This is a genomic window from Syntrophaceticus schinkii (assembly GCF_000946815.1).
GTDB classification, from domain to species: domain Bacteria; phylum Bacillota; class DSM-12270; order Thermacetogeniales; family Thermacetogeniaceae; genus Syntrophaceticus; species Syntrophaceticus schinkii.
In genome coordinates this window covers 1-15,001 of sequence record NZ_CDRZ01000272.1, presented here as the reverse complement: position 1 = coordinate 15,001, position 15,001 = coordinate 1, and the positions used below count along the sequence as shown (strand labels likewise).

Below are 15,001 nucleotides of genomic sequence, written 5' to 3'. Positions count from 1 at the left end.
AGAATATGAAGAGAGTCTAGAAGCCAATGTGAAAGACCTGGTAGCAAGGATGAAGAGACAGGCCTACAAACCGCAAGCGGTGAGGCGGGTCTACATTCCCAAGCCAGGAAGTAACAAAATGAGGCCACTGGGCATACCGGCATATGAAGATAAGCTGGTGCAGGTGACGATGGCACGCATATTAAACGCCATCTATGAGCAAGACTTTCTAGGCTGTTCATACGGATTCAGGCCAGGGCGGGGATGCCATGATGCGCTAAAAGCACTAAATGCCATCATCGAAAATCGACCAATAAACTACATAGTTGATGCGGACATTAAAGGTTTCTTCGATAACGTAGACCACAAATGGATGATGGAATGCCTAAAACTGCGCATAGCAGACCCAAACATGCTAAGACTCATCGCACGCTTCCTCAAAGCTGGAATCGTAGAGGCAGGAGTAAGCTACGGTACACCAGAAGGGACACCGCAAGGGGGAGTAGTGTCACCGATACTGGCAAATGTCTACCTGCACTACGTACTGGACGTGTGGTTCTACAGCACAGTGCGGAAGCACTGCAAAGGAGAAGCCCACATGGTCAGATATGCAGATGACTTCGTATGCTGTTTTCAGTATGAAGAAGATGCCCGATGGTTCTACAATGCACTGCAGAGTAGGCTGAAGAAGTTCAACCTGGAGATAGCTGAAGAGAAGAGCCAAATAATAACCTTTGGACGACAGGCAGAGGCCAGGAGTCGAGCAGGGGGAAAGAAGCCCAAGACATTTGACTTCCTAGGGTTCACCCACTACTGCAGCCGGAGCAAAAGAGGCAAGTTCAGAGTGAAGCGGAAGACAAGCAGCAAGAAATACAGAGCTAGTATTCTGAGATGCAAAGAGTGGCTTAAAAAGCACAGGAACATGCCTGCCCCGTATATTTGGTGGCTAATCAGACCCAAGCTATGGGGAAACTACCGCTACTATGGTATAACCGACAATGCTCCGATGCTGTATAAATTCCTCTATGAGGTAGAAAAGCTGCTCTTCAAATGGCTAAACCGTCGCAGCCAGAGGAAAAGCTTTGATTGGGAAAAATTCAGGCTATTTCTCAAGAAATTTCCACTGCCTACACCCCGTATATTTGTGAATATTTACGATGTCAGGGTAAGAATCTTTGCGTGAGATCCGTGAATAATGACTACGGAGAGCCGTATGCGTTAATAGCGCACGTACGGTTCGATGAGGGGTAGGGGATACAACTGCTAGGCCAGTAGCGCACGGCCGGGATACTAAGGCACTGCCAGACGAAAGGGGCAGTATAACGGACTGTCCTGACCTAAACGCTACCAGGCGGCAAGAGACCCCGCCTACTCTACTTCCTGGCGCATTTCTGTATTAGATGCAGGGGGGACGTTCCTAGTGCATCTCAAATGGAGATACAGAAGCAGCGGGTGCCCGTAAGGCCGCTGCTTTTATGATTCAGGGCAGGCCATCTTTTTCCGACGTCAGACTTCGTGCATCCTGCTTCCGGCATCCATTCCAAATTCCAACCTCCCACTACTCACCTCTCATTTAGCCAGGCTTGCTAATTGTGCTATTCATTTCAGTGGACGGATCAAAGTTTTTGCGTTTAGTTTTAGTCAACGAATAATCTTTTTTCCCAACGACTTACGACCAACCGCCAAATAGCCAGGGCTTGCTTTATTGTTTTAGGAACCTTGCAAATGTTTGCGGGGAATGCATAAAGAAAGAATGCACGGGGATAGTTACCAGCGCATGCAGAGCATTTGCAACGTCCCCTGTGAGACGCGAGTGAGACGCGAGAACCGTCCCCGCGTCTCCCGCGTCTCATTTCATTTTAATGAGCAGATAAAACTCCGCCCTCTCCAGCTTTACATCACCGGTTGTCATATCTTCTTGGCCCATGATATGCACGAAGATAAATTTCACTTTCACCTGCTCATTTTCTTCAACCAAAGTCATCTCTTCAGGAGGGATGCTTTTTTCCTCCTCGGATGGTTGATGTTTGTCAAACAGCTCCCTGACAAATGGATTCAAGTCCTTTTTATAGAGCAGAAGGCCATGACTGTATACCCTTACAACAGATGATTGATAGTCATATTTTGCATCTATTGTGCTGCCGCTGCTGCCAGTGCTGTCGGTTGACCTTTCACCATACGGAAGCATACTGCCAAACAGATAATCGTATCCCTGAATATCAACTGCGCCTTCTGACTGACTGTTTTTCAAATAAAAAAATCCATGAGAATCTGTGAAGTGGGGTCCGTAAGGAACATAAGGGAAGCCAAAAACCTTCTCCATATCATCCATTTTAAAATCCTGAGGAAGATACTTAACTTTCCGCAGGGTGTGGTTCTGGTTGAAATAATCCAATTTTCTGCTAATCTCATTTTTATCATCTCTGGAGATGTCAGCAGGCGCTGTTTTTTATTTTTCCCTCATGCAGCATGTCATTTTTGATCAGGATTGTCTGTAATCTACTGTTCTGGCTGCGCGTGGAAACCGAGTAACTGCTCAAGGGACCGAATACGGATACCAATGCGATTAAGGCCAGGGTAACCGGGATAATGATATTCATGCGTTTTTTAATAAAGGAGAAATAAAGCATCATAGCTGATACCCAAAGGGCCAAAACAACCACAAAATATCTGTTCTCAGTTACTCCATAGGCATTGATCCTGATTCCCATGGAAATAAACATCATGATCAAGATGGGCAAGATTATCTTTGGCATCCACAGTGTAAAGATGTTTGCCCATTTGTCCTCATCCTTGATCGGGGTGATGAAGAATAACACTATTGTAACAATAACTGCATACCAGAGCACCAGATGTGACACCAAACCCACAGGCCATTGCCATTGTACTATAATCTTAATAAAGTAAAGGTAGAGTATTGCTGTGTATACTGTTAAAAGGGGCATTACTATATATAGGAGCAGGATCCTCAATATTTTTGAATAGTTTTCTTGGTGGAACCGCTGGTCTGGCAGCGGTATATCTGCAAGGAAATAGGAAGGCGCAAAAACGAAGGCAACAATAAGTCCGGTGTAGTAATATGTCATCCCTGCTACAGCTATTCCCAGGAGCTGGTCTATGGCCAGGAGAATGGCGGCAAGCCCCAAATAAAGCACAGCAGAATAAATCACTGTAATGAAAAAACCAAAACCTACCTTGATCATGTACATCTCATACTGTTCTTTTTTGGGGAGATAGGGAATAAAGAGAAAGCCCAGATATAAGGCAAGGCTCACCGCGATATACCTTGTGATGGAAACCATGTTCAGTTTGTCTAACAGGAAAAAATAATACAAGAGAAGCACTAAACCGCCTGCAGCATATAATCCGATCAGTCTAGCTGTTTTTATGCCGTCCTTCCTCTACGGAAAAAACCTTGATACATAAGGAAAGAGGGATTCCAAGAGCAATAATCATTGTGATCCTGTACAGTGTTTCAAGCTGGCTGGTATCTATCGGTTGTAGTTCTGAGATTACGATCAGCATAACCGCCACAGCAGTTGAACAGAGTATGGTGATGGGAAATCGTTGCAGGCTTCTGGAAAGGACGAGCAAAATATTATTAAACGCATTGGTGAACGCATTTGAGAGTTTCATGGCAAACTCCTCATAATTTTATTTTGATACAACTAAAGAACTTCTTCATAAGGCAACCTTCTCCTTTTCTTAGTGGCAAATTTTTATTGCTGATCATATTAATCCGTGGTATTTTATGGCGCTAAAAGGTGCCTGTCACCAAAACAGCTGTCACCAAAACAGCTAACTTGTAAAGACAACTCTCCCTAAAAAGTGACAGGCACCAAAACGGGTAACTTGTATAGACAACTACTCCCAAAAGGTGCCTGTCACCAAAATGAGGCGGGGTGAAAGGCGGATAGAACTCATGTATAATATAAAAAATGTACAATGCCGTCATGTAAAGTGGGAAAATAAAAAGAGACTAACCCTAAAAGGTGCCTGTCACCAAAACGGGTAACTTGTATAGACAACTACCTCTAAAGGTGCCTGTCACCGGGAGGGTCACCAGGATCACCCTGAAAGGTGACAGGCACCAAAACTTCGATTTCTGTTTCCAGTAGAGCTAGTTCAGAATGGAGTGGTTTAGTGAATAACCGTGAAAGAGTGGCTTTTCATACTTTGGGCTGTAAGGTCAATCAGGAGGAGACAGCCTCCTTGATGGAGATGTTCCGCAAGCGCGGCTTTCAATTGGTTGATTTTAAGAGTCCGGCTGATGTTTACATAATAAATACCTGCACTGTGACACATACCGCAGATCAGAAGTCACGGCAGATGATCCGCCGCGCCATTTCCCGGCAGCCCGATGCCCTTGTTGCTGTTGTGGGGTGCTATTCTCAGGTATCTCCAGATGATGTGCTCGCCATACCCGGTGTCGATTTGGTGGTGGGTACCAGAGGGCGTGCAAAATTGGTGGATTTAGTAGAGGACATTCTGGAAAAGAAGAGGGCAGGGGAGTTCGGCAAGGAGGTCAATGCCGTTGATTCTTTAGAGAGCGATTTGGAATTTGAGCAGCTTCCTCTTCCGGACAACCCACAGCGCACCAGGGCATTTCTTAAAATAGAGGATGGGTGTGACCAATACTGTGCTTACTGCATTATTCCTGATGCGCGGGGACCCGTCAGAAGCCTTTCCCCGGACCTCGTTAAGGAGCAACTGGGAGAGCTCATCTGTGCCGGATACCGAGAGGTGGTGCTCACCGGTGTGCATACATCCGCATATGGGAAGGACCTCTCGGTGGGTATCAATCTGGCGGCACTGCTGCGAGATTTGGTTAAAATGCCTGGAGATTTCCGCATCCGGCTGAGTTCTGTGGAGCCTGTTGATGTATCAGAGGAACTTCTGGAAGTGATGGCTTCATCGTCCCGCATCTGCCGCCACCTTCATCTGCCTTTGCAGTCAGGTGACGACGAAATACTGGAGATGATGCAGCGGCCGTATACAACCGCGGATTACAGTGAACTTTTCCTGAAGGCCATAAAGATGATACCAGACCTGGCTGTGACCACAGATGTGATGGTGGGGTTCCCCGGGGAAACGGACAGGCACTTTGAAAACACCTACGATTTTATTGCCTCACTCCCCTTTAGGGATCTTCATGTTTTTAAATACTCCCCTCGTCCAGGTACCTCGGCAGCAGAGATGTCCGGTCAGGTAAAGCCGAGGAACAAGGATGAGCGGAGCCGGAGATTGCGTGAACTGGCCGATACTAAGGCTAGAGCTTTTGCCGAGGGTGCCCTGGGGGAAACACTGGATGTGTTGGTAGAGAGGAGCTATAAGAAAAGGCCTGGGTACTGGCAGGGAATCACCGATAATTACCTGCGGGTGATCTTCCCTTCACAGGAAAAAGAACTGCGGGGCGAACTGCTGCCTGTTAGAATGATCAGGCTGGCGGAAGAAGACCTCATCGAAGGTGAAACCAGCCGCGGGGACGGTTCCTGTGGCAGGTCCTGACTTTAGTTTATTGGTACCCAGGCCTTTTCAAAAAGGCCTGGGTACTGGCAGGAAATCCCCGAAAACCCACCATCAAGTGATCTTCTGAAAATAGATATCTGATGCCGGAAATCGGAGGTCAGAAATGCAACAGGAACCGTCCCCAGTGCATCTCCATGAATTATCAGTTTTTTTATGGTAAGATAGATTTTAGCATCTAAAAGGAGGCAAACAAATGGCTGACTGTATCTTCTGCAAGATCGCCAAACATGAGCTCGGATCTGATTCAGTCTATGAAGATAACGAATTTTTGGCTTTTCGGGATGTCAACCCGGCTGCTCCGACACATGTTCTATTGATACCCAAGAAACATGTCAGTTCTCTCTTGGACGAAGGGGCTGAACAGAAACTGCTGGGGAAAATGATGGCACTGGTACCCCGTTTAGCAAAGGAATTGGGGCTTGCTGATGACGGCTTCCGCGTGGTGATCAACACCGGGCAGGAAGGCGGACAGACTGTGGACCACCTGCACATCCACATTCTGGGCGGACGAGCCCTCCAGTGGCCACCAGGCTGATTTACTGAGGAATCAAAAATGGATCAAGAGTGGATCAAGGGAACCGTCTCTCTGATCCATCGATTTGACGGTGATTTGATGCATGACGAACTGATGAAAATCTACAACAATCTCTGTGAACACTTCGGTCCCAGGCACTGGTGGCCGGCAGATACCCCTTTCGAGATGATCATGGGGGCGATCTTGACACAGAATGTATCCTGGCGCAGTGCTGCTGAAGCTATTGAAAGCCTGAAACAAGAAGGGATCCTTTCCATAGAGGGGATCCTTTCCACTGATCCTGTAAGCTTGGCTGCTCTGGTGAGGTCGGCTCGCTATCACAACCAGAAGGCGAAGAAACTTCAGTCCTTTTGCGGGGTGATCGCTGGGGAATTCAGGGGCGATCTGGATGAATTTCTATCTCAGGAGATGGGAACACTGCGGGAGCGTCTCCTGGATATCTACGGCATTGGCCCCGAGACCGCGGACTGTATTATCCTTTATGCTGCCGAACAGCCGATCTTTGTAGTTGATGCCTATACAAGAAGGATCTTCTCGCGGCTGGGGTATTTCCCGGAAAAGATCAGCTATGAAGAGATGCAGCACTTCTTTATGTCAAATCTTCCACGGGATGTTGCTCTCTTTAATGAATACCACGCTCAGATCGATGCCTTAGGGCATCATACCTGCCTCAAAAGCAAGCCTCGCTGTGGGGAGTGTCCGGTAGTGTGCCAGTGTGCCGTACAGACCGAGCTCAATACACAGGGGTGAGTTTGATACCTATTGTTCCAACGAAGGTGAACAGCAGATGAAAGCCGTTCATGTAAGCCGTTATTATAGGCCGTTCATATAAGAAGTTCATACAATCCGTTCATATAGCTGTTCCAATAAGCCATAGGTTCAATAAAATCCTGAACCAACCGAGACATTACCGATACCGATCCCGGCAATAATAGGCTGTACCGTGTTACATAAAGTGATACCCGCTATTTCAGTAATGCCTCCTTTATGGCTGCTGAAATCGTGATTTGGGGAGTTGCCACACAGGCTGCCATCGCCAGTGTATCTCTTGCGATACCCGGCAGGGATTCGGCGGGCAGGCTAGAAATCTTTAAAGAAAGCTAGATTAAACTTACAAAAGGGGGATCTCTATGGCCACAAAAACCTCTTCTTTCGGCAGCTCCAAAAGAGAAGCACATGACTCTTCTGTTTTCTATGCACGCAATCTTTACAGCGGTGATTTTCCATCTTTACACCGCCTTCTTGCTGAGCTGTGCAAACAAATCAAGAAGAGAAGTGTTCCCGCTAAACCTCTGCATGACTGGGTGAACCGCATATACTGCCATACGGCTGAGGATATGAGCCATCTGCCTGATGAGAGTGTTGCCCTTGCCTTTACTTCGCCTCCATATAATTCGGGAAAGGATTATGATGAAGATCTGGATATCGGTGCCTATTTCGCTCTGATGAGCAGGGTAGGTGCCGAGGTTTACAGGGTTCTTAAACCCGGCGGCAGGTATGTGATCAATATCGCCAACCTGGGGCGTAAACCCTACATACCTATGCACGCCTATTTCTACATCACCCATACAGGGCTGGGTTTTCTTCCGGCAGGGGAGATTATCTGGCAGAAAAGCAAGGGCGCCAACAGCTCCTGTGCATGGGGAAGCTGGTTGTCAGCTAAGGCACCACGCCTGCGGGACCTCCATGAATATCTCCTCGTCTTTGTAAAGGATGATTTTTCTCGCCCCGAAAAGGGCACATCAGATATAAATAAAGAAGAATTCATGAGCTCCACACTCTCCATCTGGGAGGTACCGCCCGAGTCCGCCAAGAAAGTAGGGCACCCCGCTCCCTTTCCTGTGGAATTGGCAAGCCGTGTCATCAAACTCTACTCCTATGTGGATGATGTTGTGCTTGACCCTTTCGCAGGCTCCGGTACCACCTGTGTCGCTGCGAAAAAACTGGGCAGGTACTATATAGGATACGAAATTGTTCCCGAGTACTGCGATCTATGTGGGGTCAGGCTTGAGTAATTTACTTTCTGTTCCGGTGATCCCTGGAATGAGACGCGTGAGACGCGGAGACAGTCCTCGTGTCTCACTCGAGTGAGACAGGGGGTACGATCGGGTACGATCCAAAATGGATCAAGAGAACCGTCAGACTGTGTAAAAACCATTGTGCCCTTTTCCGTCCCCCCCACTTACGATCAAATTCCGACTTGTTTTTAGGGATAAGGAATCACCAATTACCCGCTATTTCAGTTATATCCCCCACTTCTGACAGCTGAACTGGTGATTTTGGGAGTTATCACACAGTCTGCCGTCCCGAGATCCATCTGCTTCCGATTAATTTCCCGGCTTATCTTTGGATAAATTAAGCAACGCTATCGAAGGAATAGCTATTGCCCGATCTTGTTCTTCACCATCAATGGCTATCTTTCCGGCAGCATAGACGATGCCGACGAGGCGGCCTTGCTCATCTAAAACCGGGCTGCCGCTGCTGCCTGGAGCGACAGCAACGCCAATGGTAAATACCAGCATGCCGGAATCGGTTTTATAATATTCCTTTACTTCACCACGGCAGGAAACACCCTGAAAACCCCGGGGGTTGCCGATAATAGTTACGGATTGTCCGATCTTTGCCATTCTATCAGACACCGGCAAGGAGGGCAGGCCTTTACCTTTGAGCCATACTATGGCAAGGTCATAACCGTCAAGCATGTCGATGTCCTGACTGAATAAGCGTTTGTCATCGCTGAAGGTGACCTCAACTGTAGAGGCTCCTTCGACGACATGGCGGTTGGTGACTATCATTCCACCTGGTTCAAGATTAAAACCGGTGCCCTGGATGGCAGCTGCTTCCCCGGTTCTGGTGGTCTGAATGATTACCACCGCTGGTTTGCACCGGCGTACTATATCATCATCAGATAGGGCTTTATCCTGTTTTAGAAAATCAAAGTTGGTTGTCCATATAGATGGCAGCCAGGCGTAGGAAAGAGCGACAAAAGCCATGATGATTAAGATGGCTGCAACCTTAAATAGGGGATGGCTCCGTTTACCATCCCCGGCTTGGTTATCATCCAGGGTATCCCATTCTTCGGTATCCCATTCCTCATCAAGGGGGTTGTCGAGTTTCCATTCATTTTCGGGCTGGTTTTTTTCATTCATGATTTTCGCCTGTGCTTTCTCCCGATCACTCCACCTGCCAGACACCGCTCGTCATCACAAAGTTCAATAGATACTTGCTTTCAATTATTATACATGATACTGACTATTTTCAGGTAGGGTTCCTTTTTTCCCCGATCTCACCGATCATGGTATCTCACATTAGAGCGACCGCGGCTCGCTTTTACACAAGGCATTATAATAAGATTATACTTTTGAGGGAGGCTTTTGGTACAATGGAAGTGGATTACCTGTTGTGGTTATGGCAATATCGGCCTATCCAATATCCATCAAGTAAAAGAAACCGGTGTAGATGGGGTTGCTGTTATGCGGGAATTGTGGAACATGCAAAACCACACTGATGGAAAAGCTCAACAAAGAGGGGCATCAGGCTGTTTATATTGGGGACAGCTACTCAGATACCTGTCCCGCAGAACATGCCGACCATGTTTTTGCCAGGGATGTCCTATATGAATACTGTCTGGAAAACAGCATTCCCGCCACTCCTTTCAATGATTTTCGGGAGATTATAGAGCAGCTTCAGGCGTGACAGGGTGTGACAAAAGTACAACAACCAAAGAGAGGGAATGATCATGAAGAAGAATACATCCCATTTTAGAGGGTGCCTCCTCGGTGGTGCGATAGGTGATGCATTAGGCTTTATAGTTGAGTTTATGGACATCGAGGAGATAAAGCGCACATTTGGGACTGAGGGTATAAACGACTTGATCTGTGACGAGACAAGCGGCAAAGCGGTTGTATCTGACGACACACAAATGACGGTCTTCACCGCAGATGGCCTTCTTTGGGCTGATTATAGTGGAAGAGAAGGGGACACTTGCAGTATTACGGATTGTGTTTTTTATTCCTATCAGAGATGGTTTTATACACAGACCGGAAGATTTGCGGATCAGGAATACGATTGGCTTATAAACAATGAAGGTGTGGATTACAAAAGCGAGCTGATGAAGGTCGAGGAACTTATGATCAGAAGAGGGCCGGGGAACACCTGTCTTTCCGCCCTTTCCAAGAGCGTGAACAAACAGTACGGCACAATAGATGATCCCATCAACAACAGTAAGGGCTGTGGTGGTATCATGCGTTCAGCACCGGTTGGACTCTATTTTCACAAATCAGCTGACAAAGCATTTCAGATGGCTGCCCAATGTGCGGCAATCACCCATGGACACCCAAGCGGATACCTCTCCGCAGGGGCATTAGCCTGTATCATATCCGAAATCATTGATGGCAAGGACATAAATCAGGCCGCACTTCATGCAGCGAGTATCCTTAAAACATATGATCAACACGAAGAATGCCTTGATATTCTGCAGAGGGCAATAACCTTGTCCACAAAAGATGTTGAGCCAGATGATGCGGTAACATCCCTCGGTGAGGGCTGGGTCGGTGAAGAGGCCTTGGCCATCGCAGTTTACTGTGCCTTGAAATATGAAGATGACTTCGAAAAGGCCGTCCGCATGGCGGTCAACCACAGCGGTGACAGCGACAGCACCGGTGCTATCTGCGGCAATATCCTCGGTGCCTATCATGGCCTTGAAGGTATACCCGAAAAGTGGATTAAGAATGTGGAGTTGGCGGATTTGCTTTCGGAGTTAGCTGATCGGCTGTTGGTAGTTTAATCTGAGGCAATCGGTTAGGGGTATGTTCAGTGTATCGCTAGTGACGGTGGGCGGAAGTCGCCGGCTGTCAAGATTAAAAGAAAATGCATCAGGAACCGTCCCCAGTGCATCTATTAAGTCGGTGTTGATTCCAAACTTCTCAGCCGCTTTTTTATTAATTTCCTGCATAAAAAATCATGTCCCCTTTGATGGAATGAAACACTTAGACATAATTTCTCTATAAGTAATGCTTTCCCCTTTTCCCTAATATGTGACAATATTTTAAATAGGGCCGGCCGCTGGAGAAAATTGCACCTATCATAAGCAGATGTTATATTAAATAGTAAGACACATAAACCATAGGACAAGGACAGGAGAATCTCATGAATTACCTTACAATCGACGATGCTGCAGCTTGGGCCTCTCGCTTCACCAAGAAAAAGGTCACATCATCCAATATCAGCTACCTCATACAATACGGAAGAATAAAAAAGCACTCAAAATCAGGCACCACTGTGGTATCTCAAGAAGAATTGAAACAGTATTATACCAGTTACATGAATGATTTACAGAGTAAATTCACAGAAAAATTAGGAGAAGATATTAATTGGAGTTTGGCATTTCATAAAGTCAAAGAAAAGGAAACCACCAAACATGTCCACAGGCTGCATCCCTATAAGGGGAAATTCATCCCCCAGCTGGTGGAATACTTTTTGGACCAGCACACAGATGGCTTCAAAAAAGAGGTGTTTTTTCAGCCCGGAGACATTGTTCTCGACCCCTTCTGCGGGTCAGGGACAACACTGGTACAGGCCAATGAACTGGGGATTCACTCCATAGGTATCGATGTATCTGTCTTTAATTGTTTAATGACCAAGACAAAACTGGCGGAGTACAATCTGCGTTCAGTTTCAGAGTGGGCAAAACGCATAGAACAGGCTATTGTAAAGCAGTCCACCATGTCAAAAGTGGATGAGTTCGATTCCAGGCTGAACGATTTTATATCTTCTTTGAACAAAGAGCACTTTCCTTCCCCTGACTACAAATACAACCTGGCACAGGGGCTGATCAATGAAGAGGACTATGTTCCGGAAGTGATGGCACAGGTAAATGATCAATATGAAAAACTTCTCCAAGAATATAACTTTGAGGTACATGGAGAGGTTACACAATCCAGTTTTGAGGCGCAGCGAGGGGTTACACAATCCGCTTTCTTGAACACCTGGTTTGCCGATAATGTTTTACAAGAGGCCCTGGCTGCAAAGGATGTACTTGAAGATATGCCTTCTGAGGAAGAAAAGGAGCTTTTGATGCTGATCCTCTCCAGAACACTGCGCTCCTGCAGAACTACACCCCATTATGAACTGGAGCGGTTGAACACCCCTGTTTCCGGTCCTTATTACTGCTACAAACATATGAAAGTCTGCCGCCCTGTTCTTTCAATGCTGAGGATGTACAGGCGATATGCAAAGGACACCATCAAAAGGCTCAAAGAGTTTAATGAATTGAGAACTGCCGGCTGTTTTTCCGTTCTAGCCGGAGATGCACGAGAAATCGATATCTTTTCAGAAGTCAGCAAAAACAACCAGGGGCTTTTTCGGCTCCTTAAAGATAAAAAGATTCAGGGGATCTTTACATCACCACCCTACCTGGGACAGCTCAACTATCATGAACAGCACCAGTACGCCTACGAGTTTTTCGGCTTGAAAAGCCACGAAGATCTAGAGATCGGGATAGCGGATCAGGGTAAGGGCCTGCAGGCAAGAAAGGATTATATCGAAGGGGTCAGCGATGTCCTGCTGAACTGCAGCAGGTTCCTGGCAGATGACTGTCCATATTTTTGTCGTAGCCAATGACACATATGACCTCTATCACGATATAGCAGAGCGCTCCAACCTGACCATTGTCCAAGAATTCAAACGCCCTGTCTTGAACAGGACATCAAGGGACAGGAATGCTTATGGGGAGACGATATTTTATATGAAGAGGTGAACCCCTAACATGGTGAACCACAAATCATCTTCTTGTCAAATAAGAGCAATAAAAGCACCTGTGTCAACAAAAACAAGCCAGAAGATTGGATATGTTCTTGGTTTGCACGGGCTTATTTTGTTGGTAAACTACCCCAAAAGACGGTTGGGTTCTGCATCCACCTCGGTAAGGATAATTATGATGAAGATAGCCTAAATAGGTTGGCTGAGTACGGGATTTCCTTTCCATTTATGAATGTTTCATTTACTGAAATAAACCAGGAAATAAATAATAGAAAAGACTCGTGGTTTATGATGTTTTGTGGGGAGCCGGAAGTTTAGCAGCAGTGCCGGGATACCGCGAACCAGGTGCTGTTATATACTGCTGCGAAAAGGAAAGCCAAAAAAAATGGATGATCGTGATAGAAGCCAACCGGACTGGAAACACTGATTCTTTTTAGCTTATTGATGCTGGTTTTCAGCTTCTGCGGGTTGCTGCTGCAATCCTGTGCTGGGTTGTTCGTTCCGTGACCTGCTGCAGTTCATCACTGTTCGGTTGCGGGCCATTCCATGATGGATTGGGGCAGGTAACGGCTTTGATGTTCTCCTTACAGACAGTTCCAATATTGCTAAAAGATGCAGAAATCAGGATGTTGGTGTCAAATAGAATCCGATACCGGAAGACAGTGGTGCACTATTCTTCTCGTCAGCAGAGGCGTATGAAGCTGGGCGGCATGGTGGGAACTGCATGCTATGAGGCGCCGAACTCTGGGGGGTTTGCTCCCTTCTGGCCCTGGCTGAAGGTGGGGGAGCTTGTTCATCTGGGCAAGAATACGGCTTTCGGTTTAGGGAAAACAACGATAGCAGGAATCAGTAAATGGTATATGGAATAGGATAAAGTACTCTAATTATCTTCAAGGGGGGGAAGCAGGATTGAGTTTAAGATCCGGACTTAGCTTTATCTTAAAAATTGTTGTTCTCACTTTATTATTATTTGTCATCATGTCAGTTGCTTCACTGGCAGTTGGGTTGGGTTGGGAGTACGGGGCAGGCGGATGCGGCTGCGGCTGGGCAGGCACTGCTCATAGTATGCCTTCTTTACAGCATTGTTTTGAGCTATCCTATTATCCGCTCCAGGTGGTATGGGTTGCCGCTGGTTTTGACTGTTGTTGTTGTGTTCTATGGGATTATGACTTTTCTCTCTCAGATAGAAACTGTTGTTTTTCTCAAACACCTGGTGGACATCGTTCCGGCTGAGGTTATTCCCAAGCTGTTCCTGCAGGGAGCCATTGTGGCCATTTTATTTTCTCCGTTGGCTGTGCTGGTGCATGGTAAGATGAAGGAAAAGGGTTATTTTTTACCGGAGCATAACACAAGGCTTCAGATGCCTGTGGTGCAGTGGATCTGGAAACTGGCACTGCTGGCGGTCATTTATATCCTCATTTATATAGGCTTCGGCATGTTTGTCTTTATGCCATTGGCAGGGGATGCCTTTCAGCAGTTTTACGCAGGGCTTGAGATGCCACAGTGGATTCTTCCCTTCCAGGGGGTGAGGGCACTGATCTGGGTTGCCCTGGCGCTTCCTGTGATTCGCATGATGAAGGGTCCCTGGTGGGAGGCGGGGCTTGCTGTATCATTACTTTTTTCGGTGCTGATGGGTGCGCAGCTTTTGCTGCCCAATGAATTTATGCCGGAAGTGATATGCAGGGCTCACTTTTTTGAGGTTACAGCATCCAACTTTTTCTACGGCTGGATCGTGGTGTGGGTTTTAAAGCTGGGCAACAGAGAGGCAGTTAGGATTCCGGGGTACAGGGGTTACTGGTAGGATATCATGTCACCTGAGCGGTAGCACCTGTAACCGATAGATGATGAAAACAGGGGAGAAGTCAGGGAATATTGCGGAACTATTATGAGGTAGATTTTCGGATTTTCCGACCTTCCGACTTCTGGATTTCGACATCTGCTTTTTGGGCAGAAACCCATACCCCATATCACCCAGGTGCACTATCATGAAAACAGAGGCCTAAGTCATGAACGTTGCTGAATAAAAATGAGGCAGTTCCAACAAAACTTCTGACATCCGGCCTCTGACCTCTATCTTTTTCTGCCGGTCTCATAAGACCGGCTGTTTTTGTGTTCTACTTGAAGAGAAAAACAGAAAAAATCTTATGTATTTTTAACTGGAAATGATGGAAATGCTTGTCTATGCTATCGTATACAGTG

Annotated in this window: 15 protein-coding genes; 11 read left to right on the top strand and 4 right to left on the bottom strand. The window is 46.7% G+C overall.

Translation table 11 applies throughout. The features are described from left to right. The coding region (ltrA, locus tag SSCH_RS13415; RefSeq protein ID WP_044665912.1) for a group II intron reverse transcriptase/maturase at positions 1 to 1,162 on the top strand (1,162 nt) is incomplete at its 5' end. A gap of 666 nt (positions 1,163 to 1,828) precedes the next feature. Here ltrA and SSCH_RS19560 read toward each other — a convergent pair. Genes SSCH_RS19560 through SSCH_RS13405 form a run of 3 tightly spaced genes read right to left on the bottom strand, consistent with a single transcriptional unit; the run spans position 1,829 to position 3,615 of the window. After that, entirely contained in the window at positions 1,829 to 2,374 is a 546-nt protein-coding gene (locus tag SSCH_RS19560) for a hypothetical protein (protein WP_198142485.1), read from the bottom strand. A gap of 37 nt (positions 2,375 to 2,411) precedes the next feature. Next, positions 2,412 to 3,323: a DUF4153 domain-containing protein gene (locus tag SSCH_RS19555; protein ID WP_332306943.1), complete on the bottom strand. Its 912-nt coding sequence runs from the start codon at positions 3,321 to 3,323 to the stop codon at positions 2,412 to 2,414. A gap of 31 nt (positions 3,324 to 3,354) precedes the next feature. After that, positions 3,355 to 3,615: a hypothetical protein gene (locus SSCH_RS13405; RefSeq protein ID WP_044665909.1), complete on the bottom strand. Its 261-nt coding sequence runs from the start codon at positions 3,613 to 3,615 to the stop codon at positions 3,355 to 3,357. 507 nt (positions 3,616 to 4,122) lie between these two features. On the opposite strand from SSCH_RS13405, the gene mtaB reads away from it, so the two are divergent. The 4 genes from mtaB to SSCH_RS13385 all read left to right on the top strand — a co-directional run bounded on the left by mtaB (position 4,123) and on the right by SSCH_RS13385 (position 8,058). Further along, positions 4,123 to 5,487, top strand: coding sequence for a tRNA (N(6)-L-threonylcarbamoyladenosine(37)-C(2))-methylthiotransferase MtaB (mtaB, locus tag SSCH_RS13400; protein ID WP_084711192.1), 1,365 nt, complete (start codon positions 4,123 to 4,125; stop codon positions 5,485 to 5,487). Positions 5,488 to 5,701: 214 nt separating this feature from the next. Continuing rightward, complete coding sequence (locus tag SSCH_RS13395; RefSeq protein WP_044665908.1) at positions 5,702 to 6,043, top strand: histidine triad nucleotide-binding protein; 342 nt, start codon at positions 5,702 to 5,704, stop codon at positions 6,041 to 6,043. An 18-nt stretch (positions 6,044 to 6,061) separates the two neighbouring features. After that, positions 6,062 to 6,793, top strand: a complete 732-nt coding sequence (locus SSCH_RS13390; RefSeq protein ID WP_198142483.1) for an endonuclease III domain-containing protein — start codon at positions 6,062 to 6,064, stop codon at positions 6,791 to 6,793. A 380-nt stretch (positions 6,794 to 7,173) separates the two neighbouring features. Continuing rightward, positions 7,174 to 8,058 (top strand): DNA-methyltransferase, encoded by an 885-nt coding sequence (locus SSCH_RS13385; RefSeq protein ID WP_044665907.1) that lies wholly within the window; start codon positions 7,174 to 7,176, stop codon positions 8,056 to 8,058. Positions 8,059 to 8,370: 312 nt separating this feature from the next. Here SSCH_RS13385 and SSCH_RS13380 read toward each other — a convergent pair whose 3' ends face one another. Continuing rightward, complete coding sequence (locus SSCH_RS13380) at positions 8,371 to 9,237, bottom strand: S1 family peptidase (RefSeq protein WP_156972305.1); 867 nt, start codon at positions 9,235 to 9,237, stop codon at positions 8,371 to 8,373. A 313-nt stretch (positions 9,238 to 9,550) separates the two neighbouring features. On the opposite strand from SSCH_RS13380, the gene SSCH_RS13375 reads away from it, so the two are divergent. The 6 genes from SSCH_RS13375 (at position 9,551) to SSCH_RS13350 (ending at position 14,603) form a co-directional block, all read left to right on the top strand. Then, complete coding sequence (locus tag SSCH_RS13375) at positions 9,551 to 9,739, top strand: hypothetical protein (protein ID WP_156972304.1); 189 nt, start codon at positions 9,551 to 9,553, stop codon at positions 9,737 to 9,739. Positions 9,740 to 9,782: 43 nt separating this feature from the next. Continuing rightward, entirely contained in the window at positions 9,783 to 10,829 is a 1,047-nt protein-coding gene (locus SSCH_RS13370) for an ADP-ribosylglycohydrolase family protein (RefSeq protein ID WP_044665904.1), read from the top strand. A 362-nt stretch (positions 10,830 to 11,191) separates the two neighbouring features. Then, a complete protein-coding gene (locus tag SSCH_RS13360; RefSeq protein ID WP_052835661.1) occupies positions 11,192 to 12,664 on the top strand; it encodes a DNA methyltransferase in 1,473 nt (490 codons plus the stop codon). After that, complete coding sequence (locus tag SSCH_RS19545; RefSeq protein ID WP_198142482.1) at positions 12,633 to 12,800, top strand: hypothetical protein; 168 nt, start codon at positions 12,633 to 12,635, stop codon at positions 12,798 to 12,800. The genes SSCH_RS13360 and SSCH_RS19545 overlap by 32 nt, the downstream gene beginning before the upstream one ends. A 634-nt stretch (positions 12,801 to 13,434) precedes the next feature. Then, entirely contained in the window at positions 13,435 to 13,671 is a 237-nt protein-coding gene (cas6, locus tag SSCH_RS13355) for a CRISPR system precrRNA processing endoribonuclease RAMP protein Cas6 (protein WP_198142481.1), read from the top strand. A 131-nt stretch (positions 13,672 to 13,802) separates the two neighbouring features. Then, the gene (locus SSCH_RS13350; RefSeq protein ID WP_198142480.1) at positions 13,803 to 14,603 is read left to right on the top strand and encodes a hypothetical protein; all 801 of its coding nucleotides are present in this window, start codon (positions 13,803 to 13,805) and stop codon (positions 14,601 to 14,603) included. Positions 14,604 to 15,001: the final 398 nt, after the last annotated feature.

What these genes read in the sequence shown, in the direction of transcription:
- SSCH_RS13405 (WP_044665909.1), bottom strand. Translation starts at nt 3,615, where the DNA reads ATGAAACTCTCAAATGCGTTCACCAATGCGTTTAATAATATTTTGCTC.
- SSCH_RS13395 (WP_044665908.1), top strand. Translation starts at nt 5,702, where the DNA reads ATGGCTGACTGTATCTTCTGCAAGATCGCCAAACATGAGCTCGGATCT.
- SSCH_RS13390 (WP_198142483.1), top strand. Translation starts at nt 6,062, where the DNA reads ATGGATCAAGAGTGGATCAAGGGAACCGTCTCTCTGATCCATCGATTT.
- SSCH_RS13385 (WP_044665907.1), top strand. Translation starts at nt 7,174, where the DNA reads ATGGCCACAAAAACCTCTTCTTTCGGCAGCTCCAAAAGAGAAGCACAT.
- SSCH_RS13375 (WP_156972304.1), top strand. Translation starts at nt 9,551, where the DNA reads ATGGAAAAGCTCAACAAAGAGGGGCATCAGGCTGTTTATATTGGGGAC.
- SSCH_RS13370 (WP_044665904.1), top strand. Translation starts at nt 9,783, where the DNA reads ATGAAGAAGAATACATCCCATTTTAGAGGGTGCCTCCTCGGTGGTGCG.
- SSCH_RS13360 (WP_052835661.1), top strand. Translation starts at nt 11,192, where the DNA reads ATGAATTACCTTACAATCGACGATGCTGCAGCTTGGGCCTCTCGCTTC.
- SSCH_RS19545 (WP_198142482.1), top strand. Translation starts at nt 12,633, where the DNA reads ATGACTGTCCATATTTTTGTCGTAGCCAATGACACATATGACCTCTAT.